Raw genomic sequence first — 20,113 nt, forward strand, 5'->3', positions numbered from 1 at the left:
CATGGGATTGGTCATTGGTTGTTCCTTCGTGGTCAAAGTTAGGTCTCGCAACCCAATCCTAAACCAGAATGATCAATGACCAACCGCCAATCCCCCCGCTCCGCCAGCTATGTGACGAGCGCTGCGCGGGGGGATTAGCTGTCACCGCGTGTTACACCACCAAATGGGACGTGATCTAGCACGGTTGGTCTGTTTTGGCCCCACCACCACTTGCTGCCTAAATGTATCTAATCCAGTATTTTGCGCATCTCAAAGCGGAAAAGATTGGGTATCGTCTCAACCAAAGTGGCAAAGTTATCTTTTGACATTTGGAGCGACCTTGGGCTCGTGCGAAGTCGTCATTTGGGTGAATGGCACTGTTGAAATGACCGCAGCAGGCCGCAATATGTCAACATATTACATTGAAAATGTCTTCATATTAGGTTATTCATTTCTTACGAGGGTGGTTTTAGCGTCGCGGATCACTCAAATTTACTGATCGCCTTGGTCGGATAGCCAGCCTGTCGGGGCAGGGTGAAAAGGGCGGCAACTGAACGGGATTTTGGATTAATGTCCGATACAGATGATGATCGTAGTCCACCTTCTTTGGCGCGCAAGATTCGTTGGATGATCCAGTCTGGCGAGGCTCTTCCCGGTTCACATCTTGGGACGGTGGAGCTCGCGGAGCGATTTGGAGTTAGCCGTGGCCCGCTCAGGGAAGCATTGCGATTGTTGGAGTCATCGGGGCTCGTCAAGATCGTGCCGCAGCGCGGTGCTTTTGTCATAAGGCCTGATGATTGTGAAGTTCAGGATCTGCTCTCCGTCCGGGAGGTCTTGTTCGCGCTTCTTGCGGAGCGATGTGCAAAGGCTGCCACGCCAACGAGTATTATGGCTCTGCGGCGCGAGTTAGAGGAATTGGAGGAGATTGCTCGATGTCCAGAGACAACTCCTCGCAGGTTCCAAGTCGCAACATATCGTTATGTTGCTCAAATGAATGTCATTGTTGGGTCCGGCCGGCTAGCTCAGTCAATAAGAGATCTTAGCATTGGTGCTGCAGAGCTTTATGGATACATGGCCATTGCAACTCGCGATATGCGGCTGAAGGATCTCAAGGGATACCAAAAGCTCTTCAAGCTGATAGCGAATGGCGATGCATCAGCCGCATTCTTACATGCGCGAGCAATGCATTCCCAAGGTGTTGCGCGGGCGATGGAGCTAAGTAAAAGCGCCCTTGGTCATGGCCACGTTTCGACAGTCACTGATTTCGTCCAGCGCAAACGTAGAAAAACCCTATCTGAGCCATGATGAAGCTGCAAAACACTCGTTCTGACTGTGCGAGCTATCTGGCTGACGGGGATGCAGGATTTAAGGGACTCCAATTGCCGGACAGGCGAATGTTGTTACGCTATGCGTCCGCGCTCGGGTTGGCTAATCTTGGCGGGTGCTCGTCATTATTGACTGCCGATCTGAGCCCCTTCGATGCTTCGTGCGGTGATCTTTATCTCTATGGTCTGCCAGTCCTCGAAATGGCGCGAGCGCGGCAGAGAACCATAGGTAAAGCAGCAAACCAATGGCGACATGTTCGTAAGCTAGCTGACTCGTCGTCGCGAAAGGTAACTACCCCAAATAATGACACTCTTTACTCTTCTGCGTGGCTAGATTTGCGAAAAGGCCCGGTTGAGCTAACTTATCCCAATGCGACTGGCCGTTACTTTTCTGTCGCATTCCTGGATATGTTCACCAACAATTTTGTTGTTCTTGGGCCAGAGCAAACGCTCGGGCAATCAGGTAGTGTCCGTCTAGTCGCACCTGACGGGCCCACGACAGGCGACGAGATCATTGCACCAACACCCTGGGTGTGGGCGCAGGTCCGGACGCTAGTCTCGAACACTGACGACCTTAAACTTGCCCACGAATTTCAGGATGGGCTACGAATCTTGGGAGATCAGTTGCCGCCACCTGATCCTGTATCTGCGCCTACTGACCCTCTTAGCGAGTTGCAAGCAATAGTTGGACTGCTGGAAGCCGAAGCACCACCTCTTCCGGGAGAACATCAACTTAGAGATCGTTGGGAGCGGGCGGAGCTAACGTCTGAGGGTCTGGCAAATGCCCCCCAATCCCGCCTAACGTTAGCTGTTAACGGGATAAAAGACGCCAGAGCTCGTATAACAAAACGTTTAGCAGCGAGTACCCCCATATCCGGTTGGATTTATCCAGAGGCGCATCTTGGCGACTTTGGCAACGATTATCTTTATCGTGCATCAATCTCTGTTTGGGGACTTGGAGCACTGCCTTTGCGTGAGGCGGCATACTTTCGAGCGGTTGCTCAGGATGGCGTTGCTACCTTTCCCTCGGACAAGTCATTTGTCCTCAGGTTCGAACCTGGTGCTGCACCACCTGCAAGGGCTTTCTGGTCACTAAGTCTTTACGAAGCGCTCGATGATGGTCGTCTCTTCTTCTCACCAAACCCCCTCGGACGACATGCCATCGGCGACCGGACACCCGGCTTACGTACCGAGACAGATGGGTCACTCACGATTTGGCTCGGTGGTCCTGACCCAGGCGAAGATAGGCGGTCAAATTGGCTTCCGGCTACGGGAACTCGGTTTGCTTTGATCTTACGCGCCTACAACCCGCAACCCAGCATGTTAGACGGTCGATACCTATTGCCCCAAGTTAACGCGGTGTCAGGGGTTTAGCCAGATTGAGACATGTTTAAATGGAAGCGCACCTGGAGGTTCAGGGATGGTTGGCACATCCGGCTGGGGTGAAGGTGCTGATCAGCGCTCCTACGCCTTTCCCTTGTGGCTATGGAGCTTGTCGACGTTCACGATGTCGTCCGGCTTTATGCTCGCGATTAGTTCACGCTTGACCCGGTTGGAAAAGGCTTCGCCGTTGATCCGGCCGTCCAGCAGCTAGGATCCTGTAGTCCCGTCGCGGTGCGAGCTTTCGATGGAGTTCATAGTCTTTAAACAGCCAATAGGCGTCCTAATGCGCAGACGCTTGCCGCACGGGCTCCAACCGCCAAGCGGCGTCAAGTTTGTTTCTGGCCGAGATTCATCGATGTAACCTGGTCGACTGGCATCAATCCCGCTTGCCCGCGACATCGGCCGGAACTGCCGACCAGCCAGCGGGATGACTCAGAAGCCGAACGCGCGGAAATCCACCAGAGATTCTTTATCCATGAGCGATCCACGAGAAAATGTGTCGGCAGGCCGGCTCTGTCGCACACCTCACGCACCTCTCGCGTCATGACGGACTTTAGCGGTTCGGCTAGCGCCATGTTACATGGCACAACCACACGCGCGCCGTTGCCAGCAGGTTATGACCGCGCCAGAAGGCGCATCAAGAACTCCCTGTCCTGGAAGCGGTTCTCGTTGGTGGGGCCATTGCGCACCACGGTCAGGCCGAGCGAGGGGATGACATAGAGCCGCTGTCCATAGGCCCCGGCGAGCATGATGAAGTCATCCGGGACCAGCGGCTCGTCGATGATCGGTTTGATCTGCCTAGTGAACTGGTCCTTGTTGTTGGCGTCGATCACCGCCGCCACATTGCTTGGCACCGGCTCCTTGAACCACCAATAGAAACCATAGGCGGGGTGGGGGCCCGTGCCCTGTAGAACCTGTTCGAAGTAGGGGCGCGATACAAGGGATGGTCCGCTCCAGCTTCCCTCGATCGTGCGCCGGACGAATTCGCCAAACTTCGCCCAGTCGCGCGCCGTGGCATAGGCACCGCCGGACAGTTGCGGGTGGCCGTCAGCGAAATTCGTGCCCCAGCGGATGGATGTCATTCCCAGCGGCTGAAACAGCTTGCGATTGAAGTAATTGGTTACGCTTTCACTGCCGAGGCGGCGTTCAAGCGCGAGCCCAAAGATGTTGGGATCGCCGCTATAGAGGAATACCTCGCCCGGCTTATTGATTGCCCGAGCAGGCAGGTAGTTGAGCCAGCCAGACAGGTCGTTCAGTTCCTCCAGGCCGCTCGTCATGGTCAGCAGATGGCGATAGGTAATCTGCGACTTTGCGGCATCCTGGCGCCACTCCGGCAGCGCCCGCTGGGAAACCGGCTCATCAAGCTCGTACAAACCCTCGGCGGCGCCAATCGCCCCGATTATACCGGTAAAGCCCTTGGTAGCGCTGGCCAGCAACTGCGTGCGATCCACTGCGCCCCCGTTTGCGTAGGACTCATCGAGAACCTGTCCATTATGCAGTACAAGGAGTGTCTGCCCGCCCACGCTGGCGCTATAGTCGCGCGCCGCATTGATCGCAGCCGCGCTTGGCAGCTGAGCCGCCGCGAGCTGCGCCTTGAAGAAGGTCCAGGCGATTTCTGCGAATTCGACGTCTCGGTTCTGCTTACCGTTGAGTGCATTTTCCGCTATTGGCACGAGGCGGCTGGACACCGGATGCCCGCCGCCTTCCATGCGCCACCACTCTACTGATCCAACGCCGGTGTAAGCGAACCGAGTTGCTGCACCGCCGTCATTCGGGTCGATCTCGATCACGCTGGTGAGGGGCTTCACGGTGCTAAGGCCATTGGCGCTAAGCCAAAAATCGCGGGTCGCTTCGGCGCTGATGACTCGGCCGCGGGCGCAGCCGCCGCCCGCATTAGCAACGCAACCACCAGCGTACGGCATGGCTGGATCGGCTGATCCGTGCGCCATCAGGATAGGGGTGCGCCTCGGCGTCGGCGTGCTGCATGCGCCAGCCTTGGGGTTGAGCGGCAGATTGCCATTCGAGGTCGCGGCCGCTGCAACATTTGCCGGGCCGGCGATGAGATATGCCAAAGTCATTTGCGCGCCGTTGGAGCCGCCGGACATGAACACCTTTGAAGCCGGAAGCCCGTATTCACCGCGCACGCGCTCAATCAAGGCATTAAGAAATGCAAGATCATCGGCCGAACTGGTAAGCTGATTATCGTTTCGACAATCGTTCCAGCCCGGGCCGCCATCGGGTGCCGGCAGACCACCAGGATATACAACAATGAAACCCTCGCGATCGGCCACAATGCGAAAAACCGACAATGGGTGGGCTCCGGTGTCGGCGACTGAGGTTCCAGCACCGCCTCCACCATGTAGCACGAGAACAATGGCTTTGGGCGGGCCCGAAAGGTTGGCGGGGACGTGAACTCGATAAGCCCGCTGGACACCTCCGACGCTCATTGTGGCATCGCTCAAGCCATTTGGATAAGGCTGACTTGCAGGCGTCACAGTTAAGGTGGTCGATGCGGTGACGCTCCCCGCAGCATTGCTGGCTGTCAGCACATAGGTCGTGGTCGCTGAAGGGGAGACTGTTCGACTGGTCGCGCCGGTTACGTCGCCGATCCCGTTGTTTAGGCTTAGGCCTGTAGCGCCCGTGACCGACCAGGAGAGTGTCGCACTTTGGCCTTGTATCGTGGCCGCTGGCTGGGCGCTGAAAGCGGTGATTTGGGGCAATGGGACGACACCGGGCCCGCCTGTACCGCCGTTCGAAACATCACCGCCACCGCCGCATGCAACCAGAAGCGCGAGCGCGACAAGGCCTGGCACGGTCCTCAGACGAAAAGAATTCCAACCCGCTTTCCCGCCAGCTCCGACCATATTTCCCTCCGAGTTCGTGTCATGAAACGTCGTAGCGACGACCCGCAGGCTGGCCCCGGGTCGATGCTGCGGTTCGCTCATAACTCTGCACAGAACAGCCGACAAATCAAGGTTGAAATGTAGACACTTTAATCATGAAATCTGTTCCTGATTCGACTGTAACGCTGGTTGCGCCGCCGTGGGCCTTTGTGGTCCAGATTGAGACATGTTTAAATGGAAGCGCATCTGGAGGTTCAGGGATGGTTGGCACATCCGGCTGGGGTGAAGGTGCTGATCAGCGCTCCTACGCCTTTCCCTTGTGGCTATGGAGCTTGTCGACGTTCACGATGTCGCCCGGCTTTATGCTCGCGATTAGTTCACGCTTGACCCGGTTGGAAAAGGCTTCGCCGTTGATCCGGCCGTCCAGCAGCTAGGATCCTGTAGTCCCGTCGCGGTGCGAGCTTTCGATGGAGTTCATAGTTTTTAAACAGCCAACAGGCGTCCTAATGCGCAGACGCTTGCCGCACGGGCTCCAACCGCCAAGCGGCGTCAAGTTTGTTTCTGGCCGAGATTCATCGATGTAACCTGGTCGACTGGCATCAATCCTGCTTGCCCGCGACATCGGCCGGAACTGCCGACCAGCCAGCGGGATGACTCAGAAGCCGAACACACGGAAATCCACTAGAGATTCCGTGAAGACACGTAGTGCGCTAGCGTGTTTTAAGTCTTCAAAGACCGCGCTGTTTGCCACGAAAAGTGGTCAGGGTTGGCCTGGGTGCCGGTCGGCTGGGACAGAAATGCGGGCAGCTAACTTTAAGAAATGTTCCCTACGCGCAACCGCAGATTCAAGGCCAACTTTTCAACGCCTACTTTCTCCAAACATCAATTGTGAATCTTGTTCAACGCTCTCAAATGCGCCAAGGGTGGTCGTTTGGGGTGGGTTGGCGGTTTCTCAAAAGCAGACGTTTATCAGTTGTTAGGATAGTTGCTCTTGAACTCGGTCGAATGTCCTGCAGACTCATGGCTGGATTCCTAGGGGCTGGATTCCTAGGGGCTGGATCACTTCTTATAAGCTTGGATTCTAAAGCGACGTTCAATTTCTTCACCAGCCCGCCTGGTCGCTCGGTGTGCAATAGCTAACACGATTAGGCCTATTGCGGATCGCTTCAAGAAAAATCTTCGATCGATCACGCTCAAAGCCAGATACTTGGTCAATTGAGCCTAATGTGTGGAACAATATCGAACGTCAGGTCAACCTGAAGCCCCCGTGATCGAAATAATTTGGGATGATCGACGCTTTTGGTAGATGTCGAGCAATGCGCTGGCAACGGCCACGCGCGAAATCTTGCTCATTACGCTTGTGTCTGATTGTGCTTCAATCCACTCTGTTTCCCTTCCTTCGCTCAGTGCGGTTGGGCGCACAATTGTCCAATCCAGATTTGAATTGCGCAGTTTGAGCTCGGCAGCGGTGTGATCACGATAGCCGATGTAAACATTTGAAGTATAAATCAGACCACGAATCCATAAAGGTAATTCACGCCACTGCTCCGATGCTCCGAATGTGCTCATGTAGATTAGTCTTTTTGGCGCCTCCTGCGCCTTCAGTGCCTCCACTAAAGTGCCGACCACCTGCGAGCAGACATCTGGGGGGGAGACAAGCGGTGCCCAGGGCGAGCGAGTTTTGCGGGTAATGCCAACCGTTACAATCACACAGTCGACTTCCGAAAGTGCCCTTTCAAGTGCGTTGATCTGACTCAAGTCAGGTAGTTCAATAATGCGCTCAGCGGGTGCGGAAAGGCGCCATCTGTCCCGAACAATTGCTGTGGCAGCGATGCCTCGAGCCTTGGCGGCATGCAGCACTTCCTGTCCAGTCAATCCGGTCGCTCCAATAACTGCGATCTGCATCAAACGGCCCTCCCTGCAAATTCAGGTGCCAGCACGATATCGAATTGCGCGTGATCGATTCCATCGACTGGCCTAAGTTCAACCGCCATGCGCGCCCTTATCCGCCGGTTAGTCACTCGCTTGAAAAAGCTGTCGATCCGGTTCCGGGGCTCGTCGGCAAACCACATTTCGGTTGAAAATGTTCTTGCGCCGTTCACTTGGACCAAGAAATGAATATGAGCGGTACGACGGATTAAGCCGAGATAGCGATCATACCCCTCCGGCCGAATAGTCCGGAACGTATAGCGCCCCTCATCGTTGGTCACGGTCATGCCGAACCCCGCAAATCCGGGGTCAGATGCGCCGCCATCCTCGACCAGATAGATGTTTTTGGCGTTCACTGACCAGATCTCTACCCTAGCGCCGATCAAGGGCCTGCCAACGGTATCAGTTACAGTGCCGGAGACATAGATTTGACGGCCCTGGGCGCGGCGCTGGGCTGTCGTCTTGGTCAGATCGTTAGTCAAAGGCTGGGGCACAAAAGCTCGGGCCCGCAGCAGGGGAAGGCCCGTTGGTGCCGGTGGGTAAAACGGCCCACGAGTTAACTCCGGCGTGGGCGCTAGTGTCTCCGAGGCAACCAGGCGTCCGGGCATGAGTATGGAGGTCATGGCGGCAAGTGTTACATTCAAGAAAGTTCGACGGGTCTTTACAGGGGCTCTCATTCGGATCTCCAGATACCAATCTTGATCTCGGCGAGACGTTATCGTAGGATCGGTGTCGATTAATCCTAAATTTTTATCCTGGAGTCCAAGAATGGATGCACTAACAGCGGCTCTAAGCGATATTCAATTCGAAGGGTGGTTCTTCTGCGAAAGCCGGTTGACCGCGCCTTGGGGCATTGCGCTGCCAGGTGGGCGCCTGGCGGCTGTTCATGCCATTCTGGACGGGCGCTGTTGGATTGAATTGGCAGATGGCGGCCCGGCGCAGTCTCTTGAATCGGGAGATGTGGCTTTCCTGCCACTTGATACGCCGCACACGCTAAGTTCAGATGCGGGGGTCAGATCTATTCCTGCACGCGAATTGCCCGATATTGATCGCAGCGACCGGCAATTGGTGCGGCTTGATTATGGGGGTAGCGGCGCGCTGACCTGTCTGATTACAGCCAGCTTTAAAACAGCGGATTTTCTACCCGGTATTGCTCTCAGCGGTGCCGCCCCATTGGTAGTGTTGCCGGCGTCCGACCACAAGAAGCTAGCCTCGCTGGTCGAGCTTTGCAGGGCGGAATATCATGCCGAAAGGTTAGGTCGATCAGCCGTCCTCCGTCGTCTGAGCGAGATATTGTTTGTAACCGCTGTCCAAGCCATTGCTGAGCGTAGCTCTGATAAGGTTGGATGGCTATCGGCCATCAACGATCCGAAACTCAGACGGGCTTTAGTCGTTATCCATTCACATCCGGGTGATCCTTGGTCATTGGATAGACTTGCTGAGGAAGCGGGTATGTCCAGATCATCATTTGCCGAGGCATTCCACCGCCTGATCGGTGAGACGCCAATGGCCTATGTGACCAAGGTGAGGCTGGATCGGGCTGCAAACCACTTAAGAACTAGCACTCGCTCGATCTCAAACATTGCGCGGGACTGCGGTTATACTTCTATCCCCTCATTCACCCGCGCCTTCATTAAAGCCAAAGACATGCCCCCGACACGATATCGCATGGCAAGTAAGAATTAGAGCCGACAAATCGGTGCCTGGTTATCGACGGGCCAAACCAGAGAGATTGTAGACTTTAGACCAAGTGCGAAACTCCGGTTCCTACCATCGGATAAGCGCAAAACTTGGTCAAAACGCCTTCTGGCCGTCGAGAGTGCGTTCCGCAAGGAATGCACCATCTCTAAAGCCGGTGGCGACGGCCAAATTCGCTTTGGACTGCCCTTGAACGCCGGCAATCCACGATTGGGCCGCGTATCGCTCCATGAGATAGTCAAAGAGACCATCCTGCCGACGCGCCGGCAAAATCTCGTCAACGGATTGAGACGGGGCCGCTTGATCAAGACCTTCGCCAAAAGGCGAATAACGCAGTCGCCCCAACTGTGCGCGCCCGGTGATTGCCAGAAGATCTAGATCATCGAACCTGCCGGTTGCCTTACCAAACTGGCGCTGCAGCCTCTCGCGTAGAGCACCCTCGGGCAGATTCATTTCGAAGTTAGGAGCAAGGCCAACGGGCCAATTCCAAGATGGTAGCCGACTGGGCATTGTCAGTGAGACCGCTCGGGTCTGATCAATTAGCGGCGTATAGGCAAACGTAGACCCACTTGAACCACTACGGTCCAACACGCCGCTAGCTAGGTGGCAGTCACGGCTCCCGGTCCAGACCTGGATCATCCCTCATTATCCTTTACGAGATCGTCAAGGGTCGGGCGACCATGGTTGAATGCTTGAAGCGTAAGATCGAGGTCCAGGACGCGTAGAACACGCAAGATTAGGACGATCCCCATATCACCAAGCTTGTCGTTTTCGAGCCGCTCGATTTGCGCACGGCTAATGCCGGCGCGTTCTGCCAGCGCGGCTTGCGAGAGCTTCCGCGCCTTCCTTGCTTCACGAATTTGTTCGGCAATGTCTGTAAGCTGCAACATGGAAGATGTCCTAATCTGCAGCATATATGCGTGATATTAATCCAAAAAAGCAATATATGCATCATTAGTGCGTGATAATGTCCGGGAAAAGTACACAAAATCGCACCTGATCATTTTCAAATAGCCCGGCCCGGCGGCAGGGTTTGTCGACATGAAGGAATGCAACCGGCAATCGGTGACGGTATCAGGAACACGCAAGTTGTATTGTAGGGCACACTCCGAATCCTAGGCCGAGCCCCGGAGCGAATGGAAGTCTGCTGCCCCCGTGCGGGCCAAATCTGTTCAAAAAGGGAAGCAGGAGGAGCGTGACAAGGCAGGCCAGCACGACGGCCCACGGTACGAGGTCCGGAGATATCCAAATTGCCAGCGCTGTGGCTATTTCCAGTGGGCGTCACGCGATGCCGATCGCACCTTCTGACTGACGGTCAGCACCCACTGTTGACCCGTCTGAGATGCGCAAAAGCGCCAGAACCGCCGCCACATGCTGGTCGATAGTTTCTGGTGCTGCAACGTCTATCCCATAAATCAGCTTGGCCTCGGCACCCAGCATAAACAGTGACTGGCCGCTCGAAGATATGATATAGATCAGCGAAACCAAGGACATCGCTGGGAGACGCCTACCTTGAACGGCCCGTTCGAGTGCCGGCATCACCCGGCGATGGGCGGGAATGACATAGGTGTCGACCATCCACGATAGTCGCTCGCTAGGCTCCATAGATTCATGCATCATGATGCGTGCATGTTCAGGATGACGCGCACTATAAAGGACATAGCGCCGGATGAACTGGGCAAGGGATGGAGTGGCCGACGTAGGCTCTTCCGGCGGGTCGGCCATCTCCTGCTCGAACCGGGCGAACAATTGCGAAACGGCTTCACGCCAAAGCTGGTCTTTGGTCCCGAAATGCAAGCGGATAACGGCATGCGTAACGCCCGCATCCGCAGCAATATCACGAACAGCAGCGGCTTCGAAACCGCGTCTCGAAAAATGATCCAGTGCAGCATCTAGGATTCGGATCCGCGTTTCCAGCTTTTGCTGCCTGCGTTTGTCGGTTCGGTATATGCGCTTCTCGTCTGCCAATATCTGCCTCTTGAAACGATCCATAAATTTATATATCCACTTGGATAGTAAAATCTGCACCCTATCCAAAAAGGATTCTGCTTTATGGTCGATTTACATCCGCGCAACAAGCAGTTCATCTGGCGACCCACCTTGCCGCCTTATGCCATCCTCACAGCAGAGCAAGCCCTACAGTATGATCAACTGGGGTTTTTCCTGCTCAAAGGTGCCTTCAGCCCTGAAGAGGTTGACGCCGTCGCAGATGCGATCGAGCCATTCGAACATCAGATAGAGGTTTGGTTGCGCGAACAGCCCAATGGACGGCTGATGATTGCGAAGGCCGGTGCAATCACCTTCACTGTCCATCTCGTCGAGAAGTCCGATACGCTTAAGGCCTTCAGTCGGCACTTAGTGTTCCAGAAACTTTGCCAGGACATTATAGGCCCGCGATCACGTCTCTATTGGGACCAGGCTGTTTATAAGAAGCCAGGCAATTCTGATGAATTCCCTTGGCATCAGGACAATGGTTATGCCTTTACCGAGCCACAGCAGTATCTTACTTGCTGGGTCGCGCTGAACGATGCCACAGAGGACAATGGCTGTCCGTGGGTCGTACCTGGCCTGCACCGGCTAGGGACGATCAGCCATGAACTTACTGAGCTTGGCTGGCAATGCCTTGACAATCCCGAGGGCGCAATATGTGTGCCAGCGCAAAAGGGTGATATAGTGGTTTTCTCGTCTCTCACACCTCACCGGACCGGTCCCAATCTGACCGCAGGAGTTCGCAAAAGCTATGTTCTCCAGTATGCGCCAGACGGTGCGCTCGCCTATCCTGCCGGCCAGGATGAGCCGGTCTTGCAGAATGATCCGGGGCGACAGTTTCTCCTGTAAATCAAAGCGGATGCATGTGCCGAGCGCGCTGGGCGATGAAGCGGACTAATCGCGCACGCGTTCGGGCGTCTAGCGGATAAATGGCGACGCAGCCAATCGAGCTCTGCCCATAGAGGGCGGTAGGCAGTGTCAACAGGGCCTGTAGCATCTTAAGCGTCGCGGGGTTCTGCATGACAATTGCCCGATAGCCCACCAAATCGAGTAAAGCGCCCAATAGGCCAACGCCGATACCGAGCGCAACTATTTGCGCCAGAATGATCAGGCCGTAGGTTGCATCCTCTGCCCGGACCCCTGCTTTCCATTCGCCAAATTTGACGGAGGCAGGCAGCATCGACCGGAAAGAAAGCGCGAAGGCTGCGGCACCGACCCGGCTGCGAGCAACAAGCACCAGCGCGCTTGATAACTGGGGCGTAGGGAAACAAGGCCAACGTCAGCAACGGGGTGCTACTAATCAGCCCCGCCGCCATCCGCACCATACGCTTGCCGACGCGACACGATGGTCCACATCTGCCTTTACGAATCCATCCCTTGGCGACCATAAGGCACCCTTAGACACCGTCGAGGATCTATCGGGTTATTTGGGCTCACCTTTCCAGTCGGTGCCGGGCTCATTCAGACTGTCAAAGCAGATCATATCGGCCAAATCGGCCACCCGCAGCCCCACCTGCCGCCTGGCACCGACTGCCGCTAATCCTGGGCCGTTTCGTCCCAAATCAGAAATGTAGGGGTCAAGAAATTGCTAACCGAAAAAAGGTTCACATGATCGCATCTGCGGGCATCATGTTGTTTTGAGTCGGGCTCCTGGTCGGTTACCGGCCCTCATGGTGCCCGCCGCACTGATAGTCATACTTATCTCCAGGGCGCGCGCGGCGTCGGCATCGTGGAATGTCGTGAAGTCCAACCCCATCTTGTCGAATGTCCAGCCCAGAGCCGCGGTGCCAACGCTCATCCGGGCCCACATATACTGATGGAAACTGATCAAGACATGAAAACCGTAAGTGACCGCCAAACGCACCACGGCTTCAAGATAATCGTGATCATACTGGCTAGGTCCGGCATGCTCGACCGCTTCCCAAGTGGCCAGGAAGCGCAGGCATTTAAACCCTCAGATTTGCAAGTGCATGAAATGGCGTTGGGCGTCCTTGGATTTAATTTTTGATCATATATCAATGCTGAAATTTGCTTTGCTTTTGGGCCTGTAGATATTTCGCGAACTCAATAACCGCCTGCGCAACAGCATCGGGCTGCTCGGGCAACAGTGCATGGCCTGCGCGGTCAATCTGGATAACTTGAATGCGCCCTGGTGCAGCTGCTCTCAATGCGTCAATGTTTTCAGGAGGGGCCAAAACATCCTGCAGCGGCTGTACTACCAAGATTGATGCGCGTCCTGCGTTCCACCATTTATCCACAGGGGTGCGCTGGGTGGCATTTATTTGAGCCTCGGCCACGTCACGGCGCCAGCCATACCGCCAAGCAGTTGGCTCGTTGCCGGGCGCGAAAAATGCGCGGGAAACATGATTCATACGTTCCGCATCAGGTAACGAAAGATCAAAAGAAGCCAAGAGCGATTGTTCTATATCCGGGGCCATCGCGACCTTGCCGCCAGCTGCCAGAAGGATGACAGCTTCCACCAGATCTGGCCGCAAGGCCGCAGTCATTCGCGCTACCCGATTGCCGAATGCATGACCAAGAACAATGACTGGACCCCGGCGTGGTCTACTTTCGATTACATCGATAACATCGTCGGCTAGGTCGCTGAGCGTCACTTCTGCGCGATAGGGTTCGGATTTCCCAAACCCTCTAGGTTCCGGGCACACAGCCTGAAAGCCAGCGCGAGCAATCGCATCCGCCAGCAATCCAAAGTCACTTGCTCCGCGACCAAGTGAAGGAAGCAAGACTATTGATGGAGCATACTTTATGCCAACCGAGAGAACCTCGATATCGCCATTGCGTCCCTTGACTAGGCTCCGCTCTTTCGGAATTTCGGATCCGATGCTTTTGCAAGCTCCGACCACAAATAGGCCACCAAGTGCACTTCGGCGTGAAAGCAGTTTTTTGAACATCAGCGTAACCTAGTTAAACATTTCTACCCACATGTTCTCGACCTCGGCAGCAACGCCACGTCGACTTGTCCATTGTGGCTCCACATTCTTTTCGTTCCAAGCATCCCACTTTTTCAGAAGGTCCTTGACCTTTTCTGGATGCTGTTCGGCAAGATTGAACTTTTCGCCGGGATCCGTCTGCAGATCGTATAGAAGCGTCCACTGACCTAGAGCAGAGACGGTGGCCGGGATTCCATCAGGCCTCATCGAGCGGGCGAGGTCATCGACCCTACGCTCGGTCGTTGCCGCTCCACCTGGTGCCGCACGATTCACAACAATCAGCTTCCATCGTCCCTCGCGGACGATCCGAGTAGGTCCCATACGCCAGAATAGAGCCCGATTTGACTGAGGTGACTGATCTTGAACGAGGCTAACCAAGTCAAGTCCCTCAGCACCTGGGTGTGTAACCCCGGCGGCAGTTGACGTAGTGACGGCTATATCCAGGGCGCTAACAGGATTGGTGTACACCCCCGGCGCTAATGTTTGTGGCCAAGAGACAATAAAGGGCACCCTAGTGCCGCCGTCCCATGGGTATCCCTTCCAGCTTTGAAGTGGCGCGTTAGAGCAAGCGCCCCCAATATAGCTCGGGCAGCCATTGTCACTCAGAAAAACGATCAAGGTGTTCTCATAAGCCCCACTTGACTTCAGATGTTGGACCAGTCGGCCTATCCCATCATCCAATGCAGTAAGCATCGCCGTATAGACTTTATGGTAGTCAGATGGTTGATTGCTTGCGCGCAACAAATACTTTGCCGGTGCCTGAAGTGGGGTGTGCGGAGCGGTATAGGCCAAATAAAGGAAAAATGGCTTCTCGGGTTCTTTGCCCGCAAATTCAATTGCCTTGTCAGTAAAGAGATCCGTGACATACGCCGTTGGCTCTACTCGAGTGCGACCGTCAAAAATAGGCAAGCGATCCCGCGTAATGAGTTTGTCTTCAGCCGTCTCAACATGGAGGTCGTTTGGCCCAATCGCTGTCATATAAGGCGTTGCACCACCGAGAATTCCATAAAAACTATCAAAGCCCCTGTCGAGCGGGGTAAAGCCTTCCGCCTGGCCCAAGTGCCACTTGCCGACAATTCCAGTGCGGTAACCAGCTGATTTTAGTGTTTGGGCAATGGTGGTTTCTTGTACAGACATGCCTCGCTGCGTATCGCGACCGGCTGGATTAAATTCAAAGCCAAATCGGGTTTGCTGACGCCCGACCATCAATCCAGCTCGTGAAGGTGCGCAAACTGCGGCCGTGGCGTAGCCATGCGTCATCCGGACACCTGATGCTGCCAGAGCATCAATGTTGGGAGTCGGGATGCGCCCCCCATTGGCTCCGATGTCGCCGTAGCCCAGGTCATCTGCGATGATGACGATGATATTGGGTCTGCCGCGAGAATTTGGCTTGGCTGCCGTGAGTGCTGAAACAGTGTTTACCAACTCATCGCCGGTCTTTTGAGACTGACAAGCGGACAAGGGCAAGGTGAACCCGAATGTGCATGCAATGCTCATAAACACGCCTAAGGATTTAAACGTCGTCTTATCGCGCGATGCCTTCTTTGAGTGGTACCATTGGGCTGAGCTATACTTGAAGTTCATGAGCTATCATCCAGTTTTAGGTTATGAGGAATTCCTTGGTCTTAGAACAGTCCTGAATCCGATGTGGATGGTTCCAATCGAAGGGTCTCCGGGCTGCCGCGAGGCGGGTCGATAACGATGACAGAAATTGTCGGCACACAGCCATGACCCACCCTTGATCACACGTGCCGCATCTTCGCGTGTTGCCGCTGCCGCTACTGTTACAGTCTGCCGCCTGTCGCTCCATGGATCTTGCGTCCATTCCCAGACATTGCCCGCCATGTCATAAAGGCCGTAGCCGTTCGCAGGAAAGCAGGCCACCGGTGCTAGGCCTTCGAAGCCATCGTCGCCGGTATCAACAATTGGAAAGATCCCTTGCCAGTGGTTTGTCTGAGGTTTGCCGTCGGCCCCTCTGGCTTCGTTGCCCCAGGTGTAAATCGCATTTTGTATGCCGCCGCGTGCCGCTGCCTCCCATTCAATCTCGGTCGGTAGATCGCGCCCCAACCAGCGTGCATAGGCCAGAGCGTCTTCGTATGCTATTTGAACGACAGGGAAGTCTGGGCGTGCATCTTCCCTATGATGCCCAAATGGTTGTCTCCAACTCGCGGTCTCTTCAAGGTGCCAGGCACCCTCAAAGACGCCTCCTCCCGCTCCATCTCGCTCGGCGACAGTAAGGTAACCTGTAGCGTCTACAAACTTGGCGAAATCCGCATTTGTTACTTCGGTACTGTCTATCCAAAAGCCTGCAACCGAGACGACTACTCTGGGTCCCTCCTCAGCACTGTGCTCTTCGGAGCCAACGGTTAGGGTTTGCGCAGGTATCCACACGCCGACCTTATCATCGGTGATTTCGTCTGGTCCTTTCGACAAGCACGCATCTTTCTTGCTTGGTGGAGCCTTCAGATTGAATTGAACTTTTTCGTGACCATCACGGCAGGCTGCAAGCACCAATGATAAGATAAGGCCAGCTCCCAACCTCAAAAGGCACATGAGCTTTTCTCCATTGGCTCACTCGCCTTTGGGGCAGGCCAGTGACATGGGTTTGCAAGTGTTAACAAAGCCATCTGACCTCAGACTCTCTAGTGAATTTCTGTAAAGTGTCGACAATTTATGTTGCATGTGTCACCATATTATGTCAAGCAAGTGATCCTTATTGGGATGACTCATGAAAACAAATCTCGTCATCGTCGCGCTCAGTTCCATTCTGCTGTTGGTCGGGTGCGCGACTCACAGTGCCTCTGGTGCTTCCAGTCTGGGAACAGAGCAGGCGCGCAAGCCGAACATAATACTTATAGTTGCAGATGATCTTTCTCTGCTAGATTTATCAACTTATGGTAAAACGCCTATAAGTGTTCCAACCCCTAACTTGGACCGTCTGGCGAAGCGGGGAGTCACATTCAGGAGAGGCTATTCTACGGCATCGGTTTGTAGCCCGTCTCGGGCTGCATTAATGACTGGCCAATACCAGCAGCGGTACGGATTTGAGTTTCTGACACCGGAAGGACCTGACGGTGGAGGCCAAGGATTGGCAGAGAACCAGAGAGTCTTCGTTAGTGACCTTAAGGTCGGAGGTTATCGGACCGCTATGCTCGGCAAGTGGCATTTGGGCTCAACAAACGACCGCCTGCCAACAACTCGAGGATTTGACCAATTCTTTGGCTTTCTTGCTGGTGAAACGGCTTACGCTGAAGAGAAAACGCCTGGCCTTATAAGTGTTGCGGCACCTTATGTAGGTAAGCGTAGCTTCACCCGGAGTGCAGAGTGGATCAAACTCATGTCTGACTTGGCCGGCGACAATACCCCGCCTAAAATTGAAAACGATGATCAGAGCTATTTGACGGATCTGCTGACCCGGAAGGCGGTGGAATTCATACGTTCCTCAGGACAATCCCCGTACTTTCTGTACCTCGCTCACTTGGCACCCCACACACCCTATCAGGCACTCGAGGCAGATGTCGCCAACTTCACCAATTTAAAGGACCCGCTACAACGTACCTATGCAGCCATGATTTCCTCACTCGATCGCAGCGTAGGAGCGGTGCTTGACGCCGTGGAAGCTTCAGGTGCGGGAGAGGATACACTCATCATTTTCACCGCTGATAATGGAGCTGCAACCTATATGGGTGTTTCGGATTGCGAAACATTGGCCGGTGGCAAACTGAGCTATTTCGAAGGCGGCGCGCGGATTCCCCTTATCATTAGTTGGCCGCGAAAATGGCCAAGCGGGCGGGTCGATAGCCGCAATGTTTCCCAACTTGATCTCGCTCCTACCATATTGGCAGCCGCAAAAGTTGATGCGGCAACCCGCTTTGACGGAAGAGACCTAACCCCACTTATGACACCGGATCGGCAATCGGAGACGGTTCACGAAACGCTGTTCTGGCGCACCGGGGCGGAATACGCTGTGCTCTCAGGTGATCTAAAGCTCTTGTCCAATACGCGCCAAGGTGCCTTTCCTTGGCTGTTTGATTTGTCTTCAGATCCTCGCGAAAGGAAAAGCCTCACCTTTGAGAGGCGTTCTGAAGTTGCCGACTTACAAAGGCGCTACAACGACTGGGCAAAATCTATGAGGCAACCGGCATGGCCATCAAATCAGGTGGTTCAAGTGTTTCAGTGTGGGAGGATTTCTTTTCATGAACAATGATCAAGCGACTAGTTTGTTTCCATTCTCAAGTCATGGGATTCAGGTACTCGCCAAAGTCAAAACCTTCATGCGCGATCACGTAATACCTTCCGAGGCCACATTTGACCAACAGGTCAAGGAGGCCCCCAATCCCTGGCTTACACCGCCGGTCCTTGACGAGCTAAAGACTGAAGCTCGGAAACAGGGGCTTTGGAATTTGTTCTTGTCGGAACTTAACCCAGGACCACCTCTAAGCAATCTTGATTATGCGCCGATTGCCGAGGAGATGGGTAGGATTGTATGGGCAAGCGAGGTTTTCAACTGTAACGCTCCGGACACCGGTAACATGGAGGTTCTTGAACGATATGGGTCGCAAGCCCAGAAGGAACGCTGGCTCAGTCCGCTCGCCGACGGGAAGATCAGGTCCTGCTTTGCTATGACCGAGCCACAAGTCGCTTCTTCGGATGCAACAAACATAGAGACTGAGATTAGACGCGAAGGCGACAATTATGTGATCAGGGGGCGGAAGTGGTGGATCACCGGCGCTTTGAACCCACGATGCGAGGTTGCGATCGTGATGGGCAAATCCGACTCGTGGGCACCAAAGCATCTTCAGCAGTCCATGATCCTCGTTCCCCTAAGTGCGCCTGGCGTCAAGATTGTCCGCCCCCTCAGAACACTGGGCTTTGACGAGCCGTCCCACGGACATGCAGAACTGATTTTTGACGATGTGAAGGTGCCAGTCGACAACATGCTGCTCGGGGAGGGCCGCGGGTTCGAGATTTCTCAAGGCCGACTTGGACCTGGGCGGATTCACCATTGTATGCGACTGATTGGACTTGCCTCAAGAGCCCTTGAAGCGATGTGCGCCCGGGCTTTAGCTAGACGCGCTTTCGACCGCCCAATTAGTGATCATGGTGTCGTGCGACGCTGGATAGCGCAATCGCGCATCGAGATCGAGCAAGCAAGGCTGCTAGTATTGCAGGCAGCGTTGCGTATTGATGAGCTTGGGACCAAGGGTGCACGCAAAGATATTGCAATGATCAAACTCGCAGTACCCCAAATGGCCCAGACTGTCATTGACCGAGCAATCCAAGTGTTCGGCGGTGCCGGCTTGTGCGACGATCACTTCCTCGGTTACGCCTTTACAGGTGCCCGAATTCTCCGAATTGCCGATGGACCTGATGAGGTCCATGCAGAGACTGTGGCTCGGTTAGAGCTAAAAGCTCACTGCAGATAGCTTTCCTGTTTAGCCCAATGTCTTTGACGTCACATCGTGCGATTCCCAAGAGTCTATCGGTACCAAGTGAATGTCGTTTTGCGGCACATCACTTCACGGGCCTTGCCGTAATGTATCTAAAGCAACTCTGACTAACAAAACTGAGGTTTAGCAACATGATGACTGTCCAAACCGATTGTTACTCCACGGCCCAGTTGTGCTGCCAGAACATTGAAATTTTTAATTGACCGCTTGTTGAGTAGGCTGGCCCATGGCGGGGATACGAAACTTAACTGCTCTCGCGGCTACCGCGTCAACCAGTCGGGTGCTCAATTTGCTTCAAGTCGGGAAGCGCTACGCTGACGATCTGTCATACAAAAAGGCACCGCTGTTTACCAACGACCTACTAAACCGGTCGATCATAATAAAGCACCGCCTGCGGCGCGATGAAGTTTATCTGATCCCAAATTCTACACTTGTAGCGAGTCGCATGTGAACAATCCGATTTCGGCGCATTTAGGATAATCTGCCTTTGAGAGGCAGCTTTTTGGCTGGATGGTGGTTTGTGGTGTCTATGTGGCCCTGAGTGGGCTGCGTGGGATCATGGTAGC

The 20,113-nt window shown here is 54.6% G+C and carries 19 protein-coding genes; 9 read left to right on the forward strand and 10 right to left on the reverse strand.

Annotated features, from left to right (window positions below):
* Window positions 1-549 precede the first annotated feature (549 nt).
* The 3 genes from ACIQ20_RS12325 (at window position 550) to ACIQ20_RS12335 (ending at window position 2,898) form a co-directional block, all read left to right on the forward strand.
* Complete coding sequence (locus ACIQ20_RS12325; protein WP_346381601.1) at window positions 550-1,284, forward strand: GntR family transcriptional regulator; 735 nt, start codon at window positions 550-552, stop codon at window positions 1,282-1,284.
* 221 nt (window positions 1,285-1,505) lie between these two features.
* A complete protein-coding gene (locus tag ACIQ20_RS12330; RefSeq protein WP_395780733.1) occupies window positions 1,506-2,678 on the forward strand; it encodes a DUF1254 domain-containing protein in 1,173 nt (390 codons plus the stop codon).
* 46 nt (window positions 2,679-2,724) lie between these two features.
* The gene (locus ACIQ20_RS12335) at window positions 2,725-2,898 is read left to right on the forward strand and encodes a hypothetical protein (protein WP_395780711.1); all 174 of its coding nucleotides are present in this window, start codon (window positions 2,725-2,727) and stop codon (window positions 2,896-2,898) included.
* A 403-nt stretch (window positions 2,899-3,301) separates the two neighbouring features.
* Here ACIQ20_RS12335 and ACIQ20_RS12340 read toward each other — a convergent pair whose 3' ends face one another.
* Window positions 3,302-5,134, reverse strand: a complete 1,833-nt coding sequence (locus ACIQ20_RS12340; protein WP_395780713.1) for a serine hydrolase — start codon at window positions 5,132-5,134, stop codon at window positions 3,302-3,304.
* A 219-nt stretch (window positions 5,135-5,353) separates the two neighbouring features.
* Between ACIQ20_RS12340 and ACIQ20_RS12345 the strand changes: the two genes are divergently transcribed.
* Window positions 5,354-5,674, forward strand: a complete 321-nt coding sequence (locus ACIQ20_RS12345; RefSeq protein WP_395780715.1) for a hypothetical protein — start codon at window positions 5,354-5,356, stop codon at window positions 5,672-5,674.
* A 116-nt stretch (window positions 5,675-5,790) separates the two neighbouring features.
* Window positions 5,791-5,964: a hypothetical protein gene (locus ACIQ20_RS12350; RefSeq protein WP_395780717.1), complete on the forward strand. Its 174-nt coding sequence runs from the start codon at window positions 5,791-5,793 to the stop codon at window positions 5,962-5,964.
* A gap of 817 nt (window positions 5,965-6,781) precedes the next feature.
* Here the strand turns inward: ACIQ20_RS12350 and ACIQ20_RS12355 are convergent.
* Window positions 6,782-7,435, reverse strand: a complete 654-nt coding sequence (locus tag ACIQ20_RS12355) for an NAD(P)-dependent oxidoreductase (protein ID WP_395780735.1) — start codon at window positions 7,433-7,435, stop codon at window positions 6,782-6,784.
* Complete coding sequence (locus ACIQ20_RS12360) at window positions 7,435-8,136, reverse strand: hypothetical protein (protein WP_346381600.1); 702 nt, start codon at window positions 8,134-8,136, stop codon at window positions 7,435-7,437. The genes ACIQ20_RS12355 and ACIQ20_RS12360 overlap by 1 nt, the downstream gene beginning before the upstream one ends.
* Window positions 8,137-8,227: 91 nt before the next feature.
* Between ACIQ20_RS12360 and ACIQ20_RS12365 the strand changes: the two genes are divergently transcribed.
* Window positions 8,228-9,145: a cupin domain-containing protein gene (locus ACIQ20_RS12365; protein WP_395780720.1), complete on the forward strand. Its 918-nt coding sequence runs from the start codon at window positions 8,228-8,230 to the stop codon at window positions 9,143-9,145.
* Between the two features lie 108 nt (window positions 9,146-9,253).
* Here ACIQ20_RS12365 and ACIQ20_RS12370 read toward each other — a convergent pair whose 3' ends face one another.
* From ACIQ20_RS12370 to ACIQ20_RS12380, 3 genes are all read right to left on the reverse strand, one after another.
* Complete coding sequence (locus ACIQ20_RS12370; protein WP_395780722.1) at window positions 9,254-9,796, reverse strand: HipA N-terminal domain-containing protein; 543 nt, start codon at window positions 9,794-9,796, stop codon at window positions 9,254-9,256.
* Window positions 9,793-10,047, reverse strand: a complete 255-nt coding sequence (locus ACIQ20_RS12375; RefSeq protein ID WP_346381597.1) for a helix-turn-helix transcriptional regulator — start codon at window positions 10,045-10,047, stop codon at window positions 9,793-9,795. The genes ACIQ20_RS12370 and ACIQ20_RS12375 overlap by 4 nt, the downstream gene beginning before the upstream one ends.
* Window positions 10,048-10,438: 391 nt before the next feature.
* A complete protein-coding gene (locus tag ACIQ20_RS12380; RefSeq protein ID WP_395780725.1) occupies window positions 10,439-11,149 on the reverse strand; it encodes a TetR/AcrR family transcriptional regulator in 711 nt (236 codons plus the stop codon).
* Between the two features lie 60 nt (window positions 11,150-11,209).
* Between ACIQ20_RS12380 and ACIQ20_RS12385 the strand changes: the two genes are divergently transcribed.
* On the forward strand, window positions 11,210-11,995 hold the full coding sequence (locus tag ACIQ20_RS12385) for a phytanoyl-CoA dioxygenase family protein (RefSeq protein ID WP_346381595.1): 786 nt from the start codon (window positions 11,210-11,212) through the stop codon (window positions 11,993-11,995).
* A gap of 1 nt (window position 11,996) precedes the next feature.
* On the opposite strand, the gene ACIQ20_RS12390 is transcribed toward ACIQ20_RS12385, so the two are convergent.
* From ACIQ20_RS12390 to ACIQ20_RS12405, 4 genes are all read right to left on the reverse strand, one after another.
* Window positions 11,997-12,383 carry an MFS transporter gene (locus tag ACIQ20_RS12390; protein WP_346381594.1) on the reverse strand — a complete coding sequence of 129 codons (387 nt, stop codon included), beginning with the start codon at window positions 12,381-12,383 and terminating at the stop codon, window positions 11,997-11,999.
* Window positions 12,384-13,161: 778 nt separating this feature from the next.
* Window positions 13,162-14,058, reverse strand: a complete 897-nt coding sequence (locus ACIQ20_RS12395) for an alpha/beta hydrolase (RefSeq protein WP_346381593.1) — start codon at window positions 14,056-14,058, stop codon at window positions 13,162-13,164.
* Between the two features lie 9 nt (window positions 14,059-14,067).
* Complete coding sequence (locus ACIQ20_RS12400) at window positions 14,068-15,681, reverse strand: sulfatase (RefSeq protein ID WP_395780728.1); 1,614 nt, start codon at window positions 15,679-15,681, stop codon at window positions 14,068-14,070.
* 21 nt (window positions 15,682-15,702) lie between these two features.
* Window positions 15,703-16,530 carry a formylglycine-generating enzyme family protein gene (locus ACIQ20_RS12405; protein ID WP_346381591.1) on the reverse strand — a complete coding sequence of 276 codons (828 nt, stop codon included), beginning with the start codon at window positions 16,528-16,530 and terminating at the stop codon, window positions 15,703-15,705.
* A 295-nt stretch (window positions 16,531-16,825) separates the two neighbouring features.
* Between ACIQ20_RS12405 and ACIQ20_RS12410 the strand changes: the two genes are divergently transcribed.
* Both ACIQ20_RS12410 and ACIQ20_RS12415 read left to right on the forward strand, forming a co-directional pair.
* A complete protein-coding gene (locus ACIQ20_RS12410) occupies window positions 16,826-18,304 on the forward strand; it encodes a sulfatase-like hydrolase/transferase (protein ID WP_346381590.1) in 1,479 nt (492 codons plus the stop codon).
* Window positions 18,294-19,523 carry an acyl-CoA dehydrogenase family protein gene (locus ACIQ20_RS12415; RefSeq protein WP_395780731.1) on the forward strand — a complete coding sequence of 410 codons (1,230 nt, stop codon included), beginning with the start codon at window positions 18,294-18,296 and terminating at the stop codon, window positions 19,521-19,523. Before ACIQ20_RS12410 ends, ACIQ20_RS12415 begins: the two co-directional genes overlap by 11 nt.
* Window positions 19,524-20,113 lie beyond the last annotated feature (590 nt).

This window comes from Aquidulcibacter sp. (genome assembly GCF_044346625.1).
In the GTDB taxonomy this organism is placed as follows: domain Bacteria; phylum Pseudomonadota; class Alphaproteobacteria; order Caulobacterales; family Aquidulcibacteraceae; genus Aquidulcibacter.

Coding starts and splice junctions, on each gene's coding strand:
- ACIQ20_RS12365 (WP_395780720.1), top strand. CDS start 8,228: ATGGATGCACTAACAGCGGCTCTAAGCGATATTCAATTCGAAGGGTGG.
- ACIQ20_RS12330 (WP_395780733.1), top strand. CDS start 1,506: ATGGCGCGAGCGCGGCAGAGAACCATAGGTAAAGCAGCAAACCAATGG.
- ACIQ20_RS12380 (WP_395780725.1), bottom strand. CDS start 11,149: ATGGATCGTTTCAAGAGGCAGATATTGGCAGACGAGAAGCGCATATAC.
- ACIQ20_RS12370 (WP_395780722.1), bottom strand. CDS start 9,796: ATGATCCAGGTCTGGACCGGGAGCCGTGACTGCCACCTAGCTAGCGGC.
- ACIQ20_RS12325 (WP_346381601.1), top strand. CDS start 550: ATGTCCGATACAGATGATGATCGTAGTCCACCTTCTTTGGCGCGCAAG.
- ACIQ20_RS12375 (WP_346381597.1), bottom strand. CDS start 10,047: ATGTTGCAGCTTACAGACATTGCCGAACAAATTCGTGAAGCAAGGAAG.
- ACIQ20_RS12400 (WP_395780728.1), bottom strand. CDS start 15,681: ATGAACTTCAAGTATAGCTCAGCCCAATGGTACCACTCAAAGAAGGCA.
- ACIQ20_RS12335 (WP_395780711.1), top strand. CDS start 2,725: ATGGTTGGCACATCCGGCTGGGGTGAAGGTGCTGATCAGCGCTCCTAC.
- ACIQ20_RS12410 (WP_346381590.1), top strand. CDS start 16,826: ATGAAAACAAATCTCGTCATCGTCGCGCTCAGTTCCATTCTGCTGTTG.
- ACIQ20_RS12395 (WP_346381593.1), bottom strand. CDS start 14,058: ATGTTCAAAAAACTGCTTTCACGCCGAAGTGCACTTGGTGGCCTATTT.
- ACIQ20_RS12415 (WP_395780731.1), top strand. CDS start 18,294: ATGAACAATGATCAAGCGACTAGTTTGTTTCCATTCTCAAGTCATGGG.
- ACIQ20_RS12360 (WP_346381600.1), bottom strand. CDS start 8,136: ATGAGAGCCCCTGTAAAGACCCGTCGAACTTTCTTGAATGTAACACTT.
- ACIQ20_RS12355 (WP_395780735.1), bottom strand. CDS start 7,435: ATGCAGATCGCAGTTATTGGAGCGACCGGATTGACTGGACAGGAAGTG.
- ACIQ20_RS12340 (WP_395780713.1), bottom strand. CDS start 5,134: ATGAGCGTCGGAGGTGTCCAGCGGGCTTATCGAGTTCACGTCCCCGCC.
- ACIQ20_RS12385 (WP_346381595.1), top strand. CDS start 11,210: ATGGTCGATTTACATCCGCGCAACAAGCAGTTCATCTGGCGACCCACC.
- ACIQ20_RS12350 (WP_395780717.1), top strand. CDS start 5,791: ATGGTTGGCACATCCGGCTGGGGTGAAGGTGCTGATCAGCGCTCCTAC.